We start from the raw sequence: 22479 nt of genomic DNA, 5'->3' as shown, positions 1-22479 counted from the left end.
AGTACCATTGACGCACTGTAAGCACCCGCAGGGGCTTCGGCATCGGCTATTTGACCGCGCGCCGAGGAAAGAGTTTAACGAGATTTTGACGGAACTGGAAACCTGGTATCAGGCCCCCAAAGGCGAGTACCTGCTGGATTGCCTGCGCGCAGAACTGGCCACTCAGCTGGACACCGCCTTTGGCTACCACCTGGCCCAGGTGGGCGTCACCGGCTGCCACCGGCTGTTTGACAGCAGCCCGATTCGCCACCGCATTGCCATTGCCCCTCGCCCGGGCGAGGGCATCGGCCTGCAGGCCCAGGCCGACGAGCTGCCCCTGGCCAGTGACAGTGTGGATGTACTGATTGCCCACCACGCGCTGGAATTCTGTGCTAATCCCCACCAGGCCCTGCGCGAGATGCACCGGGTGCTCACCCCCCAGGGCCGGCTTTTTATTATCGGCTTCAACCCCGCGAGTGTGCCGGGCATGGGCATGGCGCTGTCATCCCGCCTGGGCTCGCCCCTGTGGCGCCAGCGCCGCGGCCTGAGTACCTGGCGCCTGGGTGACTGGCTCAACCTGCTGGGGCTGGAGGTGGAGGATGTACATCACTGCTTTGCCCTGGCGCCCCGGGGACGCGGCCGCCTGCGCCGGGGTATCGAGACCGCCAACGCCTGGTGCAGCCGCCATGGCCTGCCGATTGGTGGTGTGTACCTGGTGCACGCCATCAAGCAGGTGGCCGGCCAGGTGCGCCCTGTGCAGCGCTCGCGCAGCCCGCGGCTGATCGACCTGGCGGTGCCCAAGCCGGTGCCAACCCCGCGTCCGACCCCAACCTCACGATCCAAAGGAGACAGTGCCGCTTGAAGGCTGTAGAAATTTTTACCGACGGTGCCTGCCGGGGTAACCCCGGCCCCGGTGGCTGGGGCGCTCTGTTGCGCTTCCAGGGCAAGGAGCGCGAGCTTTACGGTGGCGAACCCCAGACCACCAACAACCGCATGGAGCTCACCGCCGCCATCGAAGGGCTGCGGGCACTGAAGGAGCCCTGCGCCGTTACCTTGACCACCGATTCCGTTTACGTGCGTGATGGCATCACCAAATGGCTGGCCAACTGGAAGGCCAAGAACTGGATGACCGCCGCCCGCAAGCCGGTCAAGAATGAAGACCTGTGGCGGGCCCTGGACGAGCAGAACCAGCGCCACCAGGTGGACTGGCGCTGGGTGAAAGGCCACAGCGGGCACCGTGAAAACGAGATTGCCGACCAGCTCGCCAATCGCGGCATCGATGAGATGAAAGCATGAGACAGATCGTACTCGACACCGAAACCACCGGCCTGGAAGTGAGCCAGGGCCATCGCATCATCGAAATCGGCTGTGTGGAACTGGTCAATCGTCGCCTGACCGGCAATCACTACCATCAGTACATCAACCCCGAGCGGGAGGTGGACCAGGGCGCCATTGAGGTGCACGGCATCACCAATGAGTTCCTGCACGACAAGCCGGTGTTCGCGCGCATCGCCCGGGAATTCATCGACTTTGTGAGCGGTGCGGAGCTGATCATCCACAACGCCGCCTTCGACATCGGCTTTCTGAACGCCGAGCTGCGGCGCCTGGATGCCGGGCTGCCGGATGTGGACGCGGTGTGCAGTGTGATCGACAGCCTGGCCATGGCGCGCAAGAAGCACCCCGGCCAGCGCAATACCCTGGACGCCCTGTGTACCCGCTACATGGTGGACAACTCGCAGCGCGATTTGCACGGCGCGCTGCTGGACTCGGAGATTCTGGCCGACGTCTACCTGGCCATGACCGGTGGCCAGACCATGCTCACCCTGTCGGATCAGGACGGTGAGGGCGAGGGTGGCGCCCAGGGCGGCGAGGGCATCCGGCGACTGCCGGCAGGGCGCCAGCCGCTACCGGTAACGGCCCCCAGCCCGGAAGAGCTGGCGGCCCACGAAGCGCAGCTGGAAGCCATTGCCGCCAGTAGCGGCGGCAGGGTGCTGTGGCGGGAATTGGCTAAATAAACAGGGTCACGCAGAGCAGGCCAACGCCGCCCAGCACCAGGGTGTAGGGGGCGGCCATCAGCACCATGCGGCCATAGGACAGGCGAATCAGCGGCGCCAGCGCCGAGGTCAGCAGGAACAGGAAGGCCGCCTGGCCATTGGGTGTGGCCACACTCGGCAGGTTGGTGCCGGTGTTAATGGCCACCGCCAGCTGGTCGAATTCCGCCCGGGTGATGGTGCCGGCATCCAGCGCGTCCTTCACCTCGTTGATGTACACCGTCGCCACAAACACGTTGTCGCTGATCATCGACAGGATGCCATTGGCGAGGAAGAACATGGGTGGGCGGATTTCCGAATCCATCGCCAGCACCGCGTTGATCACCGGGGTGAACAGGTGTTGCTCGTGGATGACCGCGACAATCGCGAAAAACACCACCAGCAGGGCGGTAAAGGGCAGGGCCTCTTCAAAGGCGTGGCCCAGCTGGTGCTCTTCCACCACGCCGTTGAAGGCGGTCAGTAGCACAATCACCATTAGGCCGATCAGGCCCACGGCGGCCCAGTGGAAGGCCAGCGCCACCACCAGCAACACGGCCACCAGGCCCTGTACCAGCAGGCGGGCGTTCATGCGGTCGTTGCGGCGCGATTCCTCGCGCTCCTGGAACTCCTCCAGTACCCGGCGCACGTTGTCGGGCAGCTTGGCGCCATAGCCAAACTTGCCGGTGGCCTCCAGCACCACGCAGGTGGTCAGGCCGCAGAACAGCACCGGCATGGTCACCGGGGCCATGATGGTGACAAACTTCAGGAAGCTCCAGCCTGCCACGGTGGCAATCAGCAGGTTCTGGGGCTCGCCTACCAGGGTGCACACGCCCCCCAGGGCGGTGCCGATGGCGCCGTGCATCAGCAGGCTGCGCAGGAAGGCGCGGAAGTCTTCGAGGTCTGTGCGGTGGTTTTCGTGCACGGTGTTGTCGTCGGCGTGGTCGTGGGCGTCTTCCTGGGCGATCTGCTTGCCCGAGGCCACCTTGTGGTACACCGCGTAGAAGCCCACCCCGACGCTGATCAGCACCGCGGTGACAGTGAGGGCATCCAGGAAGGCCGACAAAAAGGCTGACACAAAGCAGAACATCAGCGACAGGGCGATTTTGGATTTCACCCGCAGCAGGATCTTGGTGAACACCCACAGCAGCAGCTCTTTCATGAAATAGATGCCAGCCACCATGAACATAAGCAGCAGAATCACCTCAAAGTTGGCCAGCGCCTCCTCGTACACGGTTTGCGGCGCCGCCATGCCGAGCACCACCGCCTCCAGCGCCAGCAGGCCACCGGGCTGCAGGGGGTAGCAGCGCAGGGCCAGGGCCAGGGTAAAGATGAATTCGCCAATCAGTATCCAGCCAGTGACAAAAGGCCCAAGTACCCACAGGAAGACGGGGTTCAGCAGCAGGAAGGCGACAATGGTTTTTTTATACCAGGCGGGGGAGGGCCCGAGGAAATTCTTCCACAGGGCGGAGGCTACCGACTCAGACATAACAGGCTTGAAACCCTTGGTAAATTTTTAGCGGGCCATTCTATACACGATCAAATGCCAAGGGGAACCGCTTTACTGCATTGGGCTTCCCTGCTAGCGGCCGGCGGCCTTGCCGGCACCCGGGTGGGGGCATACCATAGCCGGCTCACTGCTGAGCGGAGATAGCGCCCGACATGTTCCGACTGGACAACCAGCCGCCCGCCAACCGGGAGCGCGTTCTGCACATCGTGTTCCAGGACGGCGAACTACTGAGCGACCTTCGCTCGCCCCAGGCCTGTCTGCTGGCAGAAGAAGAACTGCACACCAACGGCTGGATCATCCAGCGCGAGCAGTTTGTCGGCTACTGGCAAGAGCAGCCTTGCTACGCGGTGGAGATAGACAGTATCCACAGCCTGGACCCGATGCGCTTCCAGCGCGGCAGCCTGTACGGCATCCTCGGTCGGGTCGAAGACCCACTGTTCGCCATGGCCGGCCGCGCCGCCCAGCTGCTCAACTGGGAGCGTGACCACCAGTTCTGCGGGCGCTGCGGCGGAGTGATGGAGCTCGATAGCGCCGAGCGGGCCATGCGCTGCCGGCCCTGCCGCACCATCAACTACCCGCGTATTTCACCCTGCATCATCACTCTGGTGACCCGTGGCGAAGAGCTGCTGCTGGCCCGCAATGCCAACTTTCCCCGGCCCATGTACAGCACGCTGGCCGGCTTTATCGAAGCTGGCGAGAGCGCCGAGGACACCCTGCTGCGCGAAGTCAAAGAAGAGGTGGGTGTGGATGTCCATAACCTGCGCTACTTCAGCTCCCAGCCCTGGCCCTTTCCCAGCCAGCTCATGCTGGGCTTTTTTGCCGAGTATGCCGGCGGCGATATTGTCTGCGACCCGACGGAAATCGCCGATGCCCGCTGGTTTCACTACACCGATCTGCCCCAGGTGCCGCCACCCAGTTCGGTGGCCGGGCAGCTCATTCGCCACTACGTACAATCGCTCAACCAATAACAGGCAGAGGTCACTTTGGAATTTCTTACCCAATACGGGCTGTTTCTGGCCCAGGCGGTCACCATTGTTGTCGCCATTCTTGTGGTGCTGGTGGGCGTGGTCGCCCTCGGGCAGCGGCAAAAAGGCGAGCGCGACGGCCATATTGAAGTCCGCCACCTGAACGAGCGCTACCGCCGCATGGGCGAGACCCTGCGCCACAACGTCATCGACAAACACGCGCTGAAGGCCGAGGCCAAGGCAGAGAAAAAGGCCGAAAAGCAGGCCGAGAAGGCGCGGGCACGCTCTGCCAAACAAGCGGCCAAACACGCGGAGAAGCAGGTAGGGAAGGGCAGCGCCGACGAGAGCGGCAATCCCGACGACAAGTCCGACGGCAATCCCGACGAGAAGCCCCGCCTGTACTGCCTCAACTTTGACGGCGACATCAAAGCCAGCGCCAGCGAGCACCTGCGCGAAGAGATTTCCACCGTACTGTCCCAGGCGCGGCAGAAAGACGCCGTGCTGCTGCGTTTGGAAAGCCCCGGCGGCATGGTACACAGCTACGGCTTTGCCGCCAGCCAGCTGGAGCGCATTCGCGGGGCCGGCATTGAGCTGACCGTGGCGGTGGACAAGGTAGCCGCCAGCGGCGGCTACATGATGGCCTGCGTGGCCAACCGCATAATCGCCGCCCCCTTCGCGGTGATCGGCTCCATCGGCGTGCTCGCCCAGTTGCCCAACTTCCACCGCCTGCTGAAAAAACACGACATTGATTTCGAGATGCTGACCGCCGGCGAATACAAGCGCACCCTCACCCTGTTTGGCGAGAACACCGACAAGGGGCGGGAGAAGTTTCAGGAAGAACTGCAGATCACCCACGATCTGTTCAAGGACTTCATCCGCGAACAACGCCCCCAGCTGGATGTGGACAAAGTGGCCACCGGCGAGGTCTGGTATGGGCGCAATGCGCTCACTGAAGGCCTGATCGACGAGCTACAGACCAGTGATGCCTATATCCAGCAGCACCTGGACAGCTGGGACATCTTTGAAGTGCGCTACGTACAGCGCAAGGCCTGGCAGGAAAAGCTCGGCGTTGCCGCCGAGGGGGCGGTGGATCGCAGCCTGCTGCGCTGGTTTCAGCGCAGCAACGGCCCGCATTTCTGAGGCAGGCTACTTGGCGGCAGACACCGGGTTGCCCAGGTAGCGGTTGTAGTCCAGCAGGCCGCGGTAGAGCGGGTCGGTCAGCAGCTGCTGGTGGAACTGGTCGCTCAGGCGCCAGAACCAGGGCGCATTGCGCGCCACTCCATAGCGATGGCGCAGCAGGTGCCAGTCTTCTTCGTTCTTCATGGCGGCAATATCAGCGGCAAACAGGGGCAGTTGCTTCTCGTGCACCTCAAAGAACAGATTGGGGTGCTCGCCGATAAAGCCCTTCACTACGGTAAGGCGGTCTTCCTCCGGCAGGCGCCGCTCCTCTTCCAAAAACAGCAGGGCGATGTTGGCGTAGCCCGAATCCCGCAGCAGGGTCAGGGTTTGCGGCTGCTTGCCGCCCACCACGCTGACAAAGCTCACCTGGGGCAGGAAGCTGTTGTGGATGCCGCTGCCGGCCACCAGCGCGTCCAGGGCTTTGTTGGCCTCTCTGCCAAAGGCGGGGTGATAATCGAAGGATTCCGCCCTGGCGCCGTGGATGCGCTTGCGCATCGTGGACAGCAGCTCCGCCTTGGGGTTGTCGCTGTCAAAGCTCAGGTCGGTGGGGCGCTCGCGCATCAGTTCGCTGTCGGCAAACACGTGATCGCGGGCAAAGCCGGGGGCATCGCGGTACCAGTAGTCCCTCAGCTTCTGGCGCTGCTGGGGTGGCAGGTACATCAAAAAGTTCAGCTCGCCTTCCATGCGCAAAAAATCCATGTACAGGCGGGTTTCCAACTGGTGGGCCACGGCGCCGTACACGTCAAAGCCCGCCACCAGCAGGTAGTGAATGCGCTCCAGCAGCGAGTAGGAAATCACCCAGGCTGTCTTTGGCGTGTCGCCGACAAAGCCCTTGACCACCGAGGCAGTATCAAAGTGGCGGAAGATAGTGAGCGCCGCATTGGGGTTGTCGCCGTCGCCGTCCCACAGGCTCTCAAGGCCGATTTTGCGGCTGCTGCGATTCAGCTGCTGTGACAGGTATTCAACCTTGGCCTTCTGGTAGCGGTCGTGGGATTTGGCATAGCCGCGCCAGGTGAACAGATCCACCGCGGTACCCGTTTCACTGACCGGCAGGCGCAGGTTGTCGCTTTCCCGGGCCAGGAAGGCGCCGTCCAGTTCCGGGTCCAGTGAGTCGGGGTTGAGGAACATCACCCAGAAGCGATCCTCAATCACGTTAAGGGCAATCTGGCCCCGGCACACCGGCCCCTTGATGAAGTTCATGATGGTGAACTCGGCCTCTTCCAGCAGGAAGCGATAGCGCGAGGGCACCGGAATGGCCACAAAGCTCTTGAAAGGATTGGCCGCCACCGCCTGCTGGTAGCCCGGCAGCTCCGGCACGGTGTAGTCCGGCACCAGGAAGTTCTGCCGGTACCAGTCGCGGCGCTCGGCGTCGAAGCGGTAGGCCAGATGGCTCTTGCCCAGCGGGGTGATGGGCATGCGCTGCAGTCGGTAGTAGACCCGTTGCACACCGGGGTCGTCGTAGGGGCGGCGGGTGCTGATCAGCTCCAGCGGCTCACCGGGCGGTGTTTTGGAGCGCACCAGGCGAAACCAGACCGGCGTGTCGCTGGCCTCCAGGAACAGGCTGGCGAGGAACAGGTGTTCGTAAAGGTAGCGGGACATCAGCCGCTCTTTGTGGCTGTCGCCATTGAGAAAGCGCTCCCAGGCCGACACTTCTTTTTGCATCGGCGCACTCAACGCCGCCTGGGCCACAGGCGGTGCGCCGGCCTTGAGCCAGCGGACCATCACCTGGTGCTCATCGGGCTGAAGCCCCGGCAAGCCAAATGGCATGCCCCACAGGGGATAGTCTTCGGCGTAGTCGTCAAAGTCCGCTTGCTGGGTACACTGCTGCTCGCGGTACAGGGAAAAGTCAAAGCTCTCATCCACTGGCCCGCGCGGGGGCAGGGGATGGGCTTGCTTCAGCGCCAGCATGCGATAGAGCACGCCGTCTTCGGCCTGCTCGTCGTCAATCACCGGGAAGAAGCCCTTGTCGCGCCAGGCCTGCGCGCTGTGGGCGTCATCAAACAGGCGGGTGAGGTCGGCGGACATCAAGCGCGCGCCGTCGTAGACAAGGTCCTTGCTGGCGCCGCGGGCCAGGCCCTGCCGGGCCTCCAGCTTGAGCTGGCAGGGGGCGTCGTAGCAGCCGTGGCACACCATGCAGCGGTTTTGCAGGATGTCATGGGCCGCCTGGGCGCCGGCATTGCCAGCGGCGGCGCGCGCCAGTGGCGCGGTGATGCAAAGCAGGCTCAGGAGCAGAAGGGGGAAAAAGTACCCGTGGGTTGATTCAGTTTTTCTCGTCCTGCTCACAGTTGCCTCTTACAATAATGGCCCGATTGACCAGCGCGTCCTGGTCGCCTTCTGCGTCCGCCAGCACGGCGGCGCCCACGTCCCTGCCGGGGGAGGCGCAGCGTTGCGCGTCGTCCTCTGTCACAATGGCCAGCACCGCGACCAGGGTGACAACCGCCACAAAGGCGACAATCGACAGCAGCAGGGGCTTTGACATGGTGCACGGTACCCGGTCTTACGTGGAACGGGCGATAATACCACGGCATGATCGACGCCCGACCGCAAGCCGGGGCCGAAACAACAGGAAAAACTTGTGAATCTCGCCACCACCATCTACACCTTCGACCTGCTCGGCGTGGCCGTGTTTGCCATCAGTGGCGCGCTGGCGGCGGCCGAACGGCGCATGGATATCCTGACGTTTGTGCTCTTTGGCACCATCACCGGCGTGGGCGGCGGCACCCTGCGGGACTTACTGCTCAATACCGACAGGGTGTTCTGGATACATGACACCAGCTATCTCTGGGTGTGCATTGCAGCCTCCGTCGCCACTTGGTTTTGTGCCCACCGCTTCGACTCCCGCCGCCGGGTGCTGCTGTGGGCCGATGCCCTGGGGCTGGCGCTGTTCTGCGTGCTGGGCACGCAAAAGGCGCTGGCCTGGGACGCGCCGGCCATAGTCGCCATCGGCATGGGGATGATGACCGCCAGCTTCGGTTCGCTGATTCGCGACAGCCTGCTCAACCGGCCGCCGGTGTTGCTGGGGCCGGAGATCTACGTTACCGCTGCGCTGCTCGGCTCCACCAGTTTCACGCTGTTGGCCCAGTGGCCGCAAACGGCGGCCATTGCCCTGCCGCTGAGTATGGCCGCCGCCTTCGCGCTGCGCGCCGGGGCGCTGCTGTTTGACTGGCGCCTGCCCAAGTACCGCGACGACAACACCTGAGCCCGCCATGCGATTGCTGCACACCTCCGACTGGCACCTTGGGCGCCAACTGCACGGCACGTCGCTGCTGGCAGACCAGGCCCACGTGCTGGAGCAGATCATCACCCTTGCCGAGCAGGACGCGGTGGACGCGGTGCTGATTGCCGGCGACGTTTACGACCGCGCCGTGCCGCCGGCCGAGGCGGTGGCCCTGCTGGGTGACACCCTGCGCCGGCTGTGCGCAGACCTCGGCAAGCAGGTGGTGCTGATTGCCGGCAATCACGACTCACCGGAGCGGCTGGGCTTTGCGGCGGACCTGCTGGGCCATGCCGGGCTGCATATCATCGGCCCCCTGGCTGGGGCGCCGCGCCCCATTCACTTGACCGCCGCTGGCCGCACCGGCGCGCAAACGGTGCAGGTGTTTGGCCTGCCCTACGCCGGGCCGGCGCAGGTGCGCCAGAGCCTGGGCGTGGCGGTGGGCAGCCACGACGAGGCCGTGGGTGCCCTGCTCGAACAGGTAGAGCGCACCCGTGACCGCCAGCACCCCTGTGTGGTGATGGCCCACTGTTTTGTAGCCGGCGGCGAAGCCAGCGATTCCGAGCGCCCCCTGAGCCTTGGCGGCGCAGACCAGGTGGCCGGCGACCGCTTTTTGCCCTATACCTACGCCGCCCTCGGCCATCTCCACGGCCCCCAGCAGCGGGTGGCGCCCCACATTCGCTACAGCGGCTCCATCCTCAAATACTCGTTTTCCGAGGTGCGCCAGCGCAAATCGGTGACGCTGGTGGATATCAGCGAGGACGCCAGCGTCAACATCACCCAGCGGGAACTGACGCCCCTGCGGGATGTGCGCGTGATCGAGGGCAGCTTGGAGTCGCTGCTGGCCGCCGGCGCCAGCGATCCAGCCAGCGAGGACTTCATTTGCGCCCGCCTCAGCGATACCGGCGCCGTGCTGGATGTGATGGGCAAGCTGCGCGCGGTGTATCCCAATGCCCTGCAGGCCCTGCGCGAGGCGCCCCACGGCGAGGCGGCAACGGCCCAGCCCGGCAGGGATGTGCTGCGCCAGAGCCAGTACAGCCTGTTCCAGGATTTTTACCAGCACGTGCAGGGCGAGGCCATGAGCGATGCCCAGCAGGACTACTTGGCCTCCCTGCTGGGCGCCCTGCAGCAGGAGGGCAGCCTGTGAAGCCCCTCAGCCTGAGCCTGCAGGCCTTTGGCCCCTTCGCCGGCCGCGAGACGGTGGACTTCGCCGCCCTCGGGCACTCGCCCCTGTTCCTGATCAACGGCCCCACCGGTGCCGGCAAGACGACCCTGCTGGACGCCATCTGCTTTGCCCTTTACGGCATAACCACCGGGGCCGAGCGGGAAGGGCGGGAAATGCGCTGCCAACACAGCCCGGATGACTTGCTTACCGAGGTCTGCTTTCGCTTTGAACTGGGCGGCGCGCGCTACCAGATTACCCGCAGCCCCGACCAGTCGCGCCCCAAGCAGCGCGGCGAAGGCTTTACCGAACACCGCACGCGGGCAGAGCTGTACCGGCTGGGCCCGGATGGCGACACCGCCGGCGGCCAGTTGCTGGTGGAGCAGAAGGTGACCGACGCCAACGCCGCCATCCGCGACATCACCGGCCTGAATGCCGACCAGTTCCGGCAGGTGATGGTGCTGCCCCAGGGGCAGTTTCGCAAACTGCTCATGGCGGACTCCAAAGACCGCGAGAAGATCTTCCAGGACCTGTTCCAGACCGGCATTTACAAGCACATTGAAGAGCGCCTGAAGCAGGCCGCCAGCCAGATTCGCCGCGATTACGAGGCCGGCCAGGAACGCATCGCCGGCATTCTCACCGCGGGCGATATAGAGAGCGAAGACGCACTGCGCGAGGAACTCGGCGCGCTGGAGCCCGCCCTGCACCAGGCGCGCGAGCGCAACCGGCAGGCGGTGTCTGACTACGAGCAGTGCGCCACCCGGCTGACCCTGGCGCGGCAACTGGAGCAGATGCGCCAGCACCGCGCCAGGGCAGCGCAAACCCTGGCCGCGCTGGAAGCCGAGGCGCAAGAGCGCCAGCGCCAGCAGGCACAGCGCGATAGGGCCGTGGCCGCCAGCCAGCTGCAGGTGCATCGGGAGCACTGGCAGCGCGCGGTGGCAGCGGCGGCGCAGGCGGATGACGCCTGCGCCCGGGCCAGAACGGCAGAGGCGCAAGCCCAGGCTGAAGCCGCCCGGCGCGGCGACGCCCTTGCCGCCGAACGCCAGCGCGATGACGAGCGCACCGGCCAGCGCGAACAGGTGCAGCAACTGCAGCGGCTTGAGCCCTTGTTGGAGCAGTGGCTTGCCACCGAGGCCCAGCAAGGGCGATGGGCCAAGGCGCTTGAGCAGGCCCAGGTCGACCTGACCCAGGCCCAGACCCAGCGGCAGGCGCGGGAGCGCGAGCGCGACCAGCGCGCCGCCGAGGTCGATGGCCTGACCAGCGCACTCAAGGCCAGTGACAGCCTGGAACTGGCCCTGCACCAGGCCCAGTCCGCGCTGGCCCGGGCGCGGCAGCGGGAGCAGCTCAGGGCCGAACTGGCCCAGGCGCGCCAACAGCACAGCACAACCGGCGCCCGGCGCGGGCAACAGGCCATCGCACTCGACAGCGCACAGCAGGCCCTGACCCGGCTGCGGCGTGACTGGCATCTGGGCCAGGCACGGCTGCTGGCGGCGGACCTTACCGAGGGCGAACCCTGCCCGGTGTGTGGCAGCCGTGAGCACCCGCACAAGGCCAGCGGCAATACCGCCGTGCCCGATGAAGCGAGCATCGAGGCGCAGGAACAGCACTGCCGCCAACTGAATGCCGCCCTGGCGGGCATGGATGCAGAGATGGCCGGCCTTGCCAGTGGCATTGCCGGGCTGGAGGCCCAGCTGAAGGCGCTGTCGGGTGGCAGTGACGATGACAGCGCAAGCCCGAACGACAACGACAGCGACAACATAAAAGACAAGGGCACCGCTGGCGCCGGAAACGCTACCCAGGCGTTGGCTCAACGCGTGCAAGCGCTGACTGAACAGCAGGCCGAGCGCCAACGGCAGCAGCAGGCGCTGCCGGAGCGACAAAACGCTCTGCAGGCGGCAGAACAGGCGCTCAGCAAGGCCGCCGGCGACGAGACACAGGCCCGGTTGACACTGGAAGGCGCGCGGGAGCGGCAGGCCGAGGCCGTTGCCGCAAGCCAGGCGCTGGCGGCCAAAGTGCCCGAGGTGGCCCGCAGCCGGCACACCCTGCAGGCGGCATTGGCTGAGGGGCAGCAGGCACTCGCCGACTTGGAGGCCGCCCTTGAGGGCGCCGTGCAGGCCGATGCCGAGGCGCGCCAGGCCCTGCGCATTGCCGGCTTGCAATCGCAGCAGGCGCGCGACAATGCCGCCGAGCGCCAGGCGGCGGCCGGGCAGGCCCGGGGTGATTTCGATGCCGCCCTGGCGGCGAGCCCTTTTGCCAGCGGCACGAACAGCGAACAGGCCAGCGTCGAGGCCCTCATGCCGCCGGCCGCGCTGGCGCAGCTGCAGTCGATGCTGGAGAGCTACCACGCGCGCCTGCAGGAAACCCGCACCACACTGGCCACCCTTGATCGCGAACTGGCCGGCCAGCCGGCGCTGGACAGCAGCGCCCTGGCCGCATCACTGGCCCAGGCCGACGCCGCCCGACAGGATTGCCAGACCACCTTGCAGCGCCTGCAGCACCGCCACACGGTGCTTACATCCACCGCCGGCAAACTGGCGCAGCAACAGCAGCGCAACAGTAAGCTGGACAGTGAGTACGCCGTGGTGGGCACCCTCGCGGATGTCGCCAATGGCCGGGCAGGGGGCAAGGTCAGCCTGCAGCGCTATGTGCTTGGGGTGCTGCTGGATGATGTACTGGTGCAGGCCAGTATCCGCCTGGGGCGTATGTCCGCCGGGCGCTACCAGCTATACCGGCGGCGCGCGGCAAGCAGCGGCGCCGGCGCCGCCGGACTTGAGTTGGACGTGCACGACGACTACACCGGCCATGCCCGGTCGGTAGCCACCCTGTCTGGCGGCGAGAGCTTTATGGCCGCGCTGGCGCTGGCTTTGGGCCTGTCAGACGTGGTGCAGGCCCAGGCGGGCGGTATCGCCCTGGACACCCTGTTTGTGGACGAGGGCTTTGGCTCGCTGGACACCGAGGCCCTGGAACTGGCGGTCAGCACCCTGCTGGAGCTGCAGCGGGCCGGGCGCACCGTGGGGGTGATCTCCCACGTGTCGGAACTGCGCGAGCAGATGGACGTGCGCATCGACATTCGCAGCGGCCGCGGTGGCAGCTCGCTGCAAGTCGTGTCACCCTTTGCCGCGCAGTCCCAATCACAACCACAGTCACAGTTATAGCCACAGTTACAGTCACAAGGAAGGTGAGGCCGCGGGGGATGGACCACTTCGAAACGATTCACGAGCGCGCCGTTTTACGCCACGGCGGCAAAGCGGCCCTCAACCGCCTGTTGCCTGCGGTCAAAAGCCCGCGTCAACTGGCCCGCACCCAGGATCATCGTTGGCTGGCGGAAATGGCCCGCTGCATCTTCCAGGCCGGTTTTGTCTGGCGCGTGGTAGACAACAAATGGGAAGGCTTCGAAGAGGTGTTTTTCGGCTTCCCGCCGGAGAAAATCGTCATGCTCAGCCCCGAGCAAATCGACCGCTTTGCCGCCAACCCGCTGATTATCCGCAATCGCCAGAAGGTCATCAGCGTGCAGCGCAACGCTCGCTTTGTGCTGGATGTGGCCCGGGAGGCGGGCAGCTTTGGCCGCTTTGTATCGAACTGGCCCGATCAGGATCTGGTGGGCCTGTTCCGCCGCCTGAAGCAGGGCGGAGACCGCCTGGGCGGCATGACCGGCCAGCGCGTGTTGCGCAATATGGGGCGGGATACCTTTGTACTTACCGGCGACGTGCTGCGTTGCCTGCGCGGGGCGGGCCTGGAAGTGGCCGCCAACCCCACCAGCCAGCGCGACCTTGCCCGCATACAAGCCACATTCAACGAGTGGCAGCAGCAGAGCGGCCTGCCCCTGGCCCATATCAGCCGAATTTGCGCCTGTTCGATGGAAAGCTAAACCGGTATTTAGGTAGACAAAAACAATAATATAGTCTAAAAATAGACCATCAGTTGGCTCCAAAGGGGCAGAAAATGAACCACGCAGAGGCTGTAAGATCCGACGAGGCCATTGTCACCGGCGCACTGCTGGAAGCGGGCGGCGAGTTGGGCCTGACCCTCGCCCAGCTGGCGGTGGCGGTTGGCGTGAGCACTGCCTCCATGAAGAACTACTCCCGCGGCACCGCCATCCTGTCCAGCCCGAAAACCCAGGAACTGGCGCTGGGCCTGGTGCGGGTATATCGCTCGCTGTATGCCATTGTGGGCGGCAACCGGGAGCAAATGCAGCACTGGATGCGCACCCCCAATCACCACCTGCGCAACGAAGCGCCAGCGAACCTGGTAACCCGCTACGAAGGGCTGGCGCTGGTGAATCACTACCTGGATGGCATGCGCGGCCGCCTGTAATGGACCCTTTGCTGTTGCGCACCAGTGCTGCCAGCGGGCATATCTGGCGCATTGTGGAATACCAGGAGGAGGCCGCCACGCGCAACATCACCCGCTCGGCCGCCGAGCAGGACCGGCTGGAACACCTGCTGGATGCCCACAAGCCCGCCTACCCGCCGAACACCCTGCACCTGCACTGGATTTTGCGGGCACCCTTTCGCTACCCGCCATTGCGCCACGGCTCGCGCTTTGGCCGCTACACCGAAATGGGCATTCTGTACGGCGCGCGTGAACGCGAGACCGCCATGGTGGAATCCGCCGTTTATCTATGGCTGTTCCAGCAGGGCCTGAGTGACCTGGGCCCGCTGGAGGTGATTACCGACGGGCGCAGCGCGCTGCACTTTGCGGTCAGCCACCCGCGCAGTGCAGACCTGACCAGCGCCGTACTGGAACCGTGGCACAGCCGCATTTCTGACCCCGGCGATTACCATTTTTCCCAGCAGCTGGGCAGCGCCCACCGGGAGGCCGGCAGCGGGCTGTTGTGGTTTGGCTCTGCGCGCTGGCCAGCCGGGGTCAACTGCGCGGTGCTGGACCCGGCGGCCATTGCCGCCAACACCGTGCCGGTGCAGAGCCAGTGGAACCTGCGTATCGACATGACCGCCTGCTGGTGGGGGCGCCCGGGCGGCGAGCGCTTCGAGGTGCGCTACAGCGATGTTGCCGATACCGCCGGCCGCATTCCCCATCCGGCGCTGGCGGTTTGATGCGCTGGATGGGCAGCCTGTTACACTCGCCCTTGCCGCGTTCGCTGCCGTTGGCAGCTGGCGCATGACGATTGACCCGAGGTTTTAGCCGCAATGCCGAAAATAGTTTGCCTGCTGGCGTTGATACTGGCCGCCACGCAACAGGCCAGCGCACAAACGCGTATCTTCAAATGCACCGGCGAGCAGGGCCAGACCGTGTTCAGCCAGCAGCCCTGTGGCGACAACGCAGTGGAAACCACCGTGCGCTCGCCGGATACCAGCACCGGCACCACCGATGAGGAGCGCGCCACCTGGCGGCGGGTGGCGGAATCCAACGAAGTGCGGGAGCTGCGCCGGGAAATCTCACGCCATGAAAACCGCATCAGCGAGCTGCAGAAGGCGCGCGAAATCGATATGCAGCGCCTGCGTGAAAAGGGCGACTACGGCAGCAATTCCCCCCCTGGCAAAACCTACGAAGAAGGGCTGCAGCCGCAACTGGATGCCCTGGACAGCGGCTACCAGAAGCGCATTGATGCCGAGCAGAAAAAAATCGAGCAAATCAACGCCCAGATCGACGCGTTGAACCGGGGCAGCGAGCGCCGCTAAGCGCAAGCCCCGGCGGGTTCAGGTCAGCTGATAACGCACCGGCATAGAACGCAGCCCGCCCACAAAAATCGCCTTGATCCACTCCGGCTCGCCGTTGAAGGCCATAGACTGCAAGCGCGGCAGCAATTCCTTGAAGAAACAGCGTAACTCCAGCACCGCCAGGTGCTGGCCAAGGCACATGTGCGAGCCATAACCAAAGGCGAGCTGGGTTTTTGGGTCGCGCCGCAGGTTGAGTGTGTTGGGCGCATCGAAGGCCGCCGGGTCGCGGTTGGCGGCCGGATACCACAGGGCCACATTGTCGCCGGCGCGGATGGTTTTGCCGTGCAGCTCGGTATCGGCGGTGGCCGTGCGCACCATGTGCCGCACCGGTGACACCCAGCGAATGATCTCCCGCGCCGCGCCGTCATCAAGTGCCCGTGTGTCGCGCCACAGGGCAAGCTGCTCCGGGTGTTCCAGCAGGGCCTTCATGCCGCCGCCAATGGCAGCGGAAGTGGTGTCGTGCCCGGCACTGGCGGTGATGATGAAATAGCTGGCCTGGTCCAGCATGTTCATCGGCTCCCCATCCACCTCCGCGTTGGCCAGCACAGTGGCCAGGTCATCCTGCGGGTTGCGTTTGCGGTCTTCGATGACTTCGGCGAAATAGGCCCCAAACTCGTTGAGCACCTCCACCCCGGCGGTTTCCGAGTCGCCGCGCTGCAGCTCTGGGTCCTGGCCGCCAAACATTTCCTGGGTCAGGCGCAGCATGGTGCCTTCGGCTTCCCGTGGCAGGCCGAGAATCGACAGGATAATGCGCAGGGGGAAGAGGAGGGCGATGTCCTTCACAAAGTCGCACTCCTCGCCCATTTCCTGCATGCGATCGACAAATTCCTTCGCCAGCAATTCAACCTCCGCCTGCAGTTTTTCGATACTGCGGGGCAGGAACCACTCCCGGGTCACCTTGCGCATTTTCAGGTGCTTGGGGCGGTCCATGTGAATGAGGGTTTCCAGCCCGTTAGGCGTGCCGAACTGGGCCAGCAGGGCATCTTCAAAGGCACTGGGGATGAGAATGGTGCGCGGCGCGCTGAGGAAGCTGTCGTTCTGGCTGCCGATGTGGCGAATGTCGTCGTAGCGGGTCAGCGACCAGAAGGGGCGGTAGTCCGGGTGCTCCACGCGGGACAGCGGGTCGGTGCTGCGCAGGTGGTCAAACAGCGCGTACATACTGCGCTCGTCGCCCATCACCAACGGATCGAGCACATCCGCCGCCTGAAACCCGTCCAGCTTGACCTGTGCCTGTGTGTTCACCACTCACTCCTTTTTTATTGTTCCGCCTGGGTGGCGAAGGCCATCAGTATGGCCCAGCGCTCGCGCAAAACAGGAGTGATATATGGCCAAAAAGCGGTTAAATTCTGGCCCTTGTCATCGCGTTGGCAGTGATTTCAACACCGCAAGCCTCATCTGGCTGCACCGCCCCTAGGGCCGTCACCGGCAAAGCGAAACACCGCAGCGGCCCAGGCCAGTTCTTCTATCTGGGCCAGCAGGCGCTCGGTGTCCCGGGCGCTGGCACTGATGCCCTCTGCGTTCTTTCGGGTTACCGCGTCCATGTCGGATATGGCGGCGTTGACCTGTTCAATACCTGTGCCTTGCTCGCGGCTGGCGGTGGCGATCTGGGTGATGAGTTCACTGAGGCGGGTAACTTTCTCTACCAGCGCGTCCATGGATGTGCCGGCCTCGCGCACCAGTGCTGCGCCGCTCTCTGTATCGGCACAGGAGGTGTCTATCAGGGTGCGAATTTCCCTGGCCGCCTCCGCCGAGCGCCCGGCCAGGCTGCGCACTTCGCTGGCCACCACCGCAAAGCCCCGGCCGTGCACGCCGGCGCGGGCGGCCTCCACCGAGGCATTCAAGGCCAGCAGGTTGGTCTGGAAGGCAATGCCGTCGATCACCTCGATGATCGCCGCCATGCGCCCGGAATGCGCCGTGATGCTCCCCATGGTGCTGACCACCTGATCCATCAACGTGCTGCAGCGGGTAACCGTGGATGCCGAATCGCGCGCCAGCACGCTGGCCTGTTCCGCATGGTCGGCATTCTGCTGCACGGTGACGGTGATTTGCTCCATGCTGGAAGCGGTCTGCTCCAGCGACGCTGCCTGCTGCATGGAGCGGTCGGCGAGTTCACTGTTGCCGCCGGCCATGTCCCGGGCCGCCGGGCTGGCCACATCAATACCCCGTCGCACGTCTCCGGCAATGCCGGCCAGGCTCTTGCGCATCAGATCGAGACTGGCCAGCAGGCGCCCAACGTCGCCCCGTTGTGCGCCGGGCGCGGCAACGCCCAGGTTGCCCGCGGCAATCTGGCTGGAAAATAGCACAGCCTGGCGCAGTGGCTGCAACAACGTTTGGCGCTGGTGCCAGGCCATCCACAATAGCAGGGGCAACCCCAACGCCAGCAGCGCTGCCTGGGCCATAGCCAGCGCGGGGGAGGGCGCCTGGGCGGCACGCCAGCCAAGGCCGCTTGCCACCATAACCAGCAGGGCCGAAAACAGAGGAATGAGGGCCGACGACAGGCCCGCCAGGCGCTTGAACAGGCGCGGCAACACGCCGCGCCAGCCCGTGCTGACAATGCGACCATGGCGCACCGTGAGGGGGGCGCTGCCATCGGCGTGCATTTTCCGGTACGCCTGGGCTGCCATTTTGATGGCGGCCGGCTGGGCACGGCTGCGCACCGACACAAAACCCACCGGCTGCCCGTCTTCGTACAGCGGAATGACCTGTGCGCGAACCCAGTAATAGTCACCGTTCTTGCGCCGGTTCTTCACCAGGCCCACCCACATATTGCCGGCCTTCAGGCAGCGCCACAGGTCGGCAAATGCCGCCTGGGGCATATCCGGGTGGCGCACGATGTTGTGGGGCGCGCCGATCAGTTCCGCACTGCTGAAGCCACTGACCTCGATAAAGTGGCGGTTGGCGAAGGTGATATTGCCGCGAAGGTCGGTGTGGGAAATCAGCAACTGGTCGTCGGCGACGGGGTATTCTCGGGACGTGACGGGCTGGTTGTTACGCATACTGGCTCAAACTCCTGGATACAGCGGAGCGGTTCGCCATCAGCGTTGGATGCCGTCAGGGCAGGGCGCTCGGCCCTCCCGGTGCTTGGCGCCAGTGTCGACCCGCGACAGATGCTATCGGCCGAATCGCCACTGGCTTGAGGCGGTTATTGCGTGCTGGGCTGGTTTACCTGCTATTTCCCAACACCCGGGGACGGCGCAGGCCGGCCAGCAGGAGCAGCAGGGCGGTTAGCAACAGGGCCGGAGCACTGTTCACCGGCACAGGCCTGGGCGCTGGTGGCTCCGGCTCCTGCGGCGGCGATGTCTCATCGTCAACGGAGAGGGTCGCTACCTCGGACAACAACGGGCATTCATTTTCATTGCACGTCATCAGAACGCGCACCTGTTGACCATCCATCGCTGAGGTGATGTTTGCGATGCTCAAGGTATCGCTGTTTTCCCCCACGACGTCAGCGCCAGACGCCGCCACCCAGGTTGCGCCACCGTCCTGGCTGAACTGCCACTGGTAGCTGGCCGGGCTGGCAATCACGGTGCCGCCGGCAAAATCGGGAGCATTGTCGCTGCCGTAGGCGCTGGCTTGTACCACATTGGCTACTACTGAAAACGTCGCGGTGTCACCGGCTGTCAGCGCCTGGTTTGCTGGCCCGGTATCGATTACCAGCGCTGCGGGCACGGTGGCGAAGCCCGCCGACTGGCCGCCACCAGCCACCGTGGGCAGGCCGTTGGCATCCACCGCCGTGCCCAGATTGAGTGCACTGCCGGCGCTGGAGCCTGTACCGATGCCAAGGGCGGCGCCGCCGGGAATGGCGGTCAGGTCCACCTCAAGGAAGCTACCGCTGCCTTCAATGGCATCCAGGCAGCCGTCGTTGTCCGCATCCAGGTCCAGCGCATCCACAATGCCATCGCCGTCGGTGTCGCGCCGGCAATAATCAAACGCGATGATCGGGTCATCAAAATTCAGGGCCGTCCCGCTGCTCAGGCCATGAATGTAAATGCGTACCGAGTAGGTGGTGGCAGGCATCAGGGCGTAATCCACAATATCCAGCGCGCGCCGTCCGTTGGTGCCAGTTTGCCCCGCGCCAGAGGCCAAGGTGCCCAACACCGTCGTGTTGGCGGGCGTGGAAAAACCGTCGGTGGAAATTTCAAAGGTGGCGTTGAAGGTAGGGTTGCTGGTAAGGCCCGTGCGGTAGCCAAACCAGTCCAGATAGGCGACAAATACGGCAGACTGTGTGGTAAACGAATAGGCCAGGTACTCATTGAGGGCCCTGGCATCGTTCAGGTCGGTGGCATTGAGGTTGGTGATATCCAGGCTGTTTGAGCCATTATGTGAGGCGTTAAAGCCGCTGCCCGCGGTCAGGTTAGAGACGCTGGCCGGAACAATAATATTCAGCACATTGGCGTTGGACGGGGGAAATGCGGGGCTGTTAAAGGGGTGGGAAATAGCCACTACATTGGGGGTGCCCGTGTACACCGGCGCCCGATCACCGGGGAAGTCCGTGTCGTAGCAACCTTCCTCGATATCCGTCAGGCCATCATTATCATCATCGATGTCGAGGGCATCCGCGATACCGTCTACATCGCTGTCCTGGGCGGTAGCGCCAACGCTGATACCCAGCAATACGGATATCAGAACACATCGCCACCAGGCGGAGGCGAGCAGTAGGGCGTTTTGGATGGCAGTCGACATGGTGTAAACCCTCAGATAATTAGTGGGTATTATAATGCAATTCTCCAACGCAGAGTGTCACCCAAGTATCAATTGACTTTTCGGCCCTTGCCACTTTGCGCGCGCAAACGATTTTCGGTTTGTACATAAACCGTGTCGGTGGTGGCCATGCTGGCGTGGCCCAGGTCTTCCGAGAGATCCTTCAGCGCGCGGCCGCGTTCCACCTCCATGCTGGCGCCGGTATGGCGCAGCCAGTGGGTGGAGGCCTCCCTGAGCTTGCTGGCGCTGTCTTCGCCCTGTTCCCGGCGCATGTCCTGGTAGGCGAGGTCGAAGACCTCCTGCACGATGCGGGCAAGCTGGCGCGACGTCATACCGCCGCGGCCGCGGATTTTCTCCACAATAGGGTAGTTTTCGCCGCTGGATGGCAGGGGGCTGAGGCCGCGATAGGCCCGGTAGCGCTTGAGGTAGGGCAAAAAGCTCTCCGGCACCGTAATATCGCGCAGTTTTCGGCCTTTTCCGTAGATTTTAAGCCACCAGTTACTGTCTGAATCCTGCCAGAAATGGCCCATCGCCGGCGACCAGGTTTTGCGCTCGGACAACTCCGAAATCCGTAAAAACAGCACCTTCAGCGCGCAAATCACGAACAGGCTGCGCTCGAAAACCGGGTCTTCATCGGCCATTCTCAGGGCAACCCGGAATACATACTGCCACTGATGCTCCGTCAGGCGCCGCGGCTCCTTGACCTGCGCATCCTTGATGAAATGCCGGCAGTCGGCCTTGGCAATCTGCGCCGGGTTCCCGTAGAGATACTCCTCATTCATCAGGTATTTGTAGAAGGCAATAATGCCGGTGAAGGTTGCGGTGAGCGTTTGCTGCGACGGCCGGTATTTCTTCTTGTCCGGCTCAACATTGCTGGCCTTGGCGTTCTTCGGCAGGCGCAGCCTGAACGGTGCCCAGGCGCTGTTGGGTGTATAACAGCCGTTGATCAGCTGGAATTTGTCGTGGTTGGTCAGGCAAATCCAATTGAGCGGCGGTTCCCAGCAAAAATCCGCATAGTCCAGAATGTCTGACTTGCGCAGTTGATCCATTGGCTTACCCTTAACCAGGAACACCCACAGCAGAAAGCGCTCTGTTTCATTGCGAAAGCGCGTAAATGTGTGCTCGGATTTGTTACGGCCAATATACAGCAGGAACTCCTGACCCCATAGCCAGTGGTTCATCCACCAACTATCGCCAGCGGCCAGAAACGTGCGCAGGTCAGGATAGTCCCTGAAGTCCAGGTGCTTCAGGCTGTCGTGAGTTGGATACAGTGGTACAGGTTTTGGGATAGCCATGGATGCGCCAATTGGGTGGAGTTTTGTATTGAGGGCTATCTTACGGGCCTTTACCTCTATAGTCCAACACTAGACAGTATTGGACATAGCAAAGTATGAAGTGGATGGCAGCCTAGCTCGCTTCACCCGTTTATATGACCTCTACTCCCTCTGCACTCGCTACACTGCCACGTATATTCAGCAAATCGTCGATAGTGCTCTGCCATGCTTGAAGCCACTGATTACATCGCCATCCAGAACCTTATTCATTCATATCCCAAGCGGCTGGATGCGGGCGACTTAACCGGTGTTGGCAAGTTGTTCGTTAACGCGGCGGTATATTTTGAAGGTGAGGACGCGCCTGTTCGCAATGACCCTGCCGAAATCACCCGCCGCTTCAGCGAGTTTCTTCAGCTCTACAACGGCGTGCCGCGAACGCGGCATGTGGTTGTTAATCTGATGATTGACCCTGTCTCGCCGGACAGAGTCGAAGCCAGCAGTACGGTGGTTGTGTTCCAGCAGACGCCCGCCCTGCCCTTGCAGCCGATCATTACCGGCGACTACCAGGATGTGTTCGAGCGAGTATCCGGCGTTTGGCGCTTTGCCGAGCGTCACATTTCCAACGACCTTTATGGCAACCTCAGTGCCCATGGGCGATTTGCCATCGGGCCCCGAGCCGACGATGCCACGGCCGGCGAACCGTAAACCGTCAACCCGACGACACTCCCTTGATTCCATTCAGGCGTATAGTCTCGCGTAGTCGCCCGTGTGCGGCTGTTACTTCGCACAT

20 protein-coding genes are annotated in these 22479 nt (G+C 63.8%); 13 read left to right on the top strand and 7 right to left on the bottom strand.

The features are described 5' to 3' along the window. The first annotated feature begins 85 nt into the window (after positions 1-85). From DDZ17_RS01165 to dnaQ, 3 genes are read left to right on the top strand one after another with little or no spacing between them, the layout of a single operon-like run. On the top strand, positions 86-841 hold the full coding sequence (locus DDZ17_RS01165) for a class I SAM-dependent methyltransferase (protein ID WP_157976382.1): 756 nt from the start codon (positions 86-88) through the stop codon (positions 839-841). After that, positions 838-1275, top strand: a complete 438-nt coding sequence (gene rnhA / locus DDZ17_RS01160) for a ribonuclease HI (protein ID WP_116364127.1) — start codon at positions 838-840, stop codon at positions 1273-1275. The genes DDZ17_RS01165 and rnhA overlap by 4 nt, the downstream gene beginning before the upstream one ends. Then, positions 1272-1994 (top strand): DNA polymerase III subunit epsilon, encoded by a 723-nt coding sequence (dnaQ, locus tag DDZ17_RS01155; protein WP_116364126.1) that lies wholly within the window; start codon positions 1272-1274, stop codon positions 1992-1994. The genes rnhA and dnaQ overlap by 4 nt, the downstream gene beginning before the upstream one ends. Here dnaQ and nhaB read toward each other — a convergent pair. After that, positions 1987-3495, bottom strand: a complete 1509-nt coding sequence (gene nhaB, locus DDZ17_RS01150) for a sodium/proton antiporter NhaB (RefSeq protein WP_116364125.1) — start codon at positions 3493-3495, stop codon at positions 1987-1989. The two genes, dnaQ and nhaB, sit on opposite strands and share 8 nt — an antisense overlap. 173 nt (positions 3496-3668) lie before the next feature. On the opposite strand from nhaB, the gene nudC reads away from it, so the two are divergent. Next, entirely contained in the window at positions 3669-4484 is an 816-nt protein-coding gene (gene nudC / locus DDZ17_RS01145) for an NAD(+) diphosphatase (RefSeq protein ID WP_116364124.1), read from the top strand. 15 nt (positions 4485-4499) lie between these two features. Continuing rightward, on the top strand, positions 4500-5621 hold the full coding sequence (gene sohB, locus DDZ17_RS01140) for a protease SohB (protein ID WP_116364123.1): 1122 nt from the start codon (positions 4500-4502) through the stop codon (positions 5619-5621). 6 nt (positions 5622-5627) lie between these two features. Here the strand turns inward: sohB and DDZ17_RS01135 are convergent, their stop codons facing one another. Next, positions 5628-7943, bottom strand: coding sequence for a fatty acid cis/trans isomerase (locus DDZ17_RS01135; protein ID WP_241505750.1), 2316 nt, complete (start codon positions 7941-7943; stop codon positions 5628-5630). Next, a complete protein-coding gene (locus tag DDZ17_RS01130; RefSeq protein ID WP_116364121.1) occupies positions 7921-8139 on the bottom strand; it encodes a hypothetical protein in 219 nt (72 codons plus the stop codon). The genes DDZ17_RS01135 and DDZ17_RS01130 overlap by 23 nt, the downstream gene beginning before the upstream one ends. Before the next feature lie 96 nt (positions 8140-8235). Here DDZ17_RS01130 and DDZ17_RS01125 point away from each other — a divergent pair, with 96 nt between their 5' ends. The 7 genes from DDZ17_RS01125 (at position 8236) to DDZ17_RS01095 (ending at position 15675) form a co-directional block, all read left to right on the top strand. Then, positions 8236-8859: a trimeric intracellular cation channel family protein gene (locus DDZ17_RS01125; protein ID WP_116364120.1), complete on the top strand. Its 624-nt coding sequence runs from the start codon at positions 8236-8238 to the stop codon at positions 8857-8859. Positions 8860-8866: 7 nt separating this feature from the next. Continuing rightward, positions 8867-10021, top strand: a complete 1155-nt coding sequence (locus tag DDZ17_RS01120; RefSeq protein WP_116364119.1) for an exonuclease SbcCD subunit D — start codon at positions 8867-8869, stop codon at positions 10019-10021. Continuing rightward, positions 10018-13191 (top strand): AAA family ATPase, encoded by a 3174-nt coding sequence (locus tag DDZ17_RS01115; RefSeq protein WP_116364118.1) that lies wholly within the window; start codon positions 10018-10020, stop codon positions 13189-13191. Before DDZ17_RS01120 ends, DDZ17_RS01115 begins: the two co-directional genes overlap by 4 nt. 38 nt (positions 13192-13229) lie before the next feature. Next, complete coding sequence (locus tag DDZ17_RS01110; protein ID WP_116364117.1) at positions 13230-13904, top strand: DNA-3-methyladenine glycosylase I; 675 nt, start codon at positions 13230-13232, stop codon at positions 13902-13904. A gap of 74 nt (positions 13905-13978) precedes the next feature. Then, entirely contained in the window at positions 13979-14350 is a 372-nt protein-coding gene (locus DDZ17_RS01105) for an XRE family transcriptional regulator (RefSeq protein WP_116364116.1), read from the top strand. Further along, positions 14350-15090, top strand: a complete 741-nt coding sequence (locus tag DDZ17_RS01100) for an RES family NAD+ phosphorylase (protein ID WP_116364115.1) — start codon at positions 14350-14352, stop codon at positions 15088-15090. The genes DDZ17_RS01105 and DDZ17_RS01100 overlap by 1 nt, the downstream gene beginning before the upstream one ends. Positions 15091-15183: 93 nt before the next feature. After that, entirely contained in the window at positions 15184-15675 is a 492-nt protein-coding gene (locus tag DDZ17_RS01095) for a DUF4124 domain-containing protein (RefSeq protein WP_116364114.1), read from the top strand. An 18-nt stretch (positions 15676-15693) separates the two neighbouring features. Here the strand turns inward: DDZ17_RS01095 and DDZ17_RS01090 are convergent, their stop codons facing one another. The 4 genes from DDZ17_RS01090 to DDZ17_RS01075 form a co-directional block, all read right to left on the bottom strand. Next, positions 15694-16956 carry a cytochrome P450 gene (locus tag DDZ17_RS01090; protein ID WP_241505749.1) on the bottom strand — a complete coding sequence of 421 codons (1263 nt, stop codon included), beginning with the start codon at positions 16954-16956 and terminating at the stop codon, positions 15694-15696. Positions 16957-17105: 149 nt separating this feature from the next. Beyond that, the gene (locus tag DDZ17_RS01085; RefSeq protein WP_116364113.1) at positions 17106-18710 is read right to left on the bottom strand and encodes a methyl-accepting chemotaxis protein; all 1605 of its coding nucleotides are present in this window, start codon (positions 18708-18710) and stop codon (positions 17106-17108) included. A gap of 166 nt (positions 18711-18876) precedes the next feature. Beyond that, positions 18877-20397, bottom strand: coding sequence for a hypothetical protein (locus tag DDZ17_RS01080; RefSeq protein ID WP_157976381.1), 1521 nt, complete (start codon positions 20395-20397; stop codon positions 18877-18879). A 68-nt stretch (positions 20398-20465) separates the two neighbouring features. Then, positions 20466-21710, bottom strand: a complete 1245-nt coding sequence (locus tag DDZ17_RS01075; RefSeq protein WP_116364111.1) for a tyrosine-type recombinase/integrase — start codon at positions 21708-21710, stop codon at positions 20466-20468. A gap of 204 nt (positions 21711-21914) precedes the next feature. Here DDZ17_RS01075 and DDZ17_RS01070 point away from each other — a divergent pair, with 204 nt between their 5' ends. Continuing rightward, positions 21915-22394, top strand: coding sequence for a nuclear transport factor 2 family protein (locus DDZ17_RS01070; protein WP_116364110.1), 480 nt, complete (start codon positions 21915-21917; stop codon positions 22392-22394). The last annotated feature ends 85 nt before the right edge of the window (positions 22395-22479 follow it).

Origin of the sequence: Parahaliea mediterranea (genome assembly GCF_003402235.1) — a bacterium.
Lineage (GTDB): Bacteria > Pseudomonadota > Gammaproteobacteria > Pseudomonadales > Halieaceae > Parahaliea > Parahaliea mediterranea.
The sequence above is the reverse complement of the archived record's forward strand: the minus strand, read 5'-3'. Positions and strand labels throughout refer to the sequence as shown.

Bases quoted from the DNA above. Each gene is read 5' to 3' on its own strand.
- dnaQ (WP_116364126.1), top strand. From the start codon at position 1,272: ATGAGACAGATCGTACTCGACACCGAAACCACCGGCCTGGAAGTGAGC.
- nhaB (WP_116364125.1), bottom strand. From the start codon at position 3,495: ATGTCTGAGTCGGTAGCCTCCGCCCTGTGGAAGAATTTCCTCGGGCCC.
- nudC (WP_116364124.1), top strand. From the start codon at position 3,669: ATGTTCCGACTGGACAACCAGCCGCCCGCCAACCGGGAGCGCGTTCTG.
- DDZ17_RS01130 (WP_116364121.1), bottom strand. From the start codon at position 8,139: ATGTCAAAGCCCCTGCTGCTGTCGATTGTCGCCTTTGTGGCGGTTGTC.
- DDZ17_RS01120 (WP_116364119.1), top strand. From the start codon at position 8,867: ATGCGATTGCTGCACACCTCCGACTGGCACCTTGGGCGCCAACTGCAC.
- DDZ17_RS01110 (WP_116364117.1), top strand. From the start codon at position 13,230: ATGGACCACTTCGAAACGATTCACGAGCGCGCCGTTTTACGCCACGGC.
- DDZ17_RS01105 (WP_116364116.1), top strand. From the start codon at position 13,979: ATGAACCACGCAGAGGCTGTAAGATCCGACGAGGCCATTGTCACCGGC.
- DDZ17_RS01100 (WP_116364115.1), top strand. From the start codon at position 14,350: ATGGACCCTTTGCTGTTGCGCACCAGTGCTGCCAGCGGGCATATCTGG.
- DDZ17_RS01095 (WP_116364114.1), top strand. From the start codon at position 15,184: ATGCCGAAAATAGTTTGCCTGCTGGCGTTGATACTGGCCGCCACGCAA.
- DDZ17_RS01085 (WP_116364113.1), bottom strand. From the start codon at position 18,710: ATGCGTAACAACCAGCCCGTCACGTCCCGAGAATACCCCGTCGCCGAC.
- DDZ17_RS01080 (WP_157976381.1), bottom strand. From the start codon at position 20,397: ATGTCGACTGCCATCCAAAACGCCCTACTGCTCGCCTCCGCCTGGTGG.
- DDZ17_RS01075 (WP_116364111.1), bottom strand. From the start codon at position 21,710: ATGGCTATCCCAAAACCTGTACCACTGTATCCAACTCACGACAGCCTG.
- DDZ17_RS01070 (WP_116364110.1), top strand. From the start codon at position 21,915: ATGCTTGAAGCCACTGATTACATCGCCATCCAGAACCTTATTCATTCA.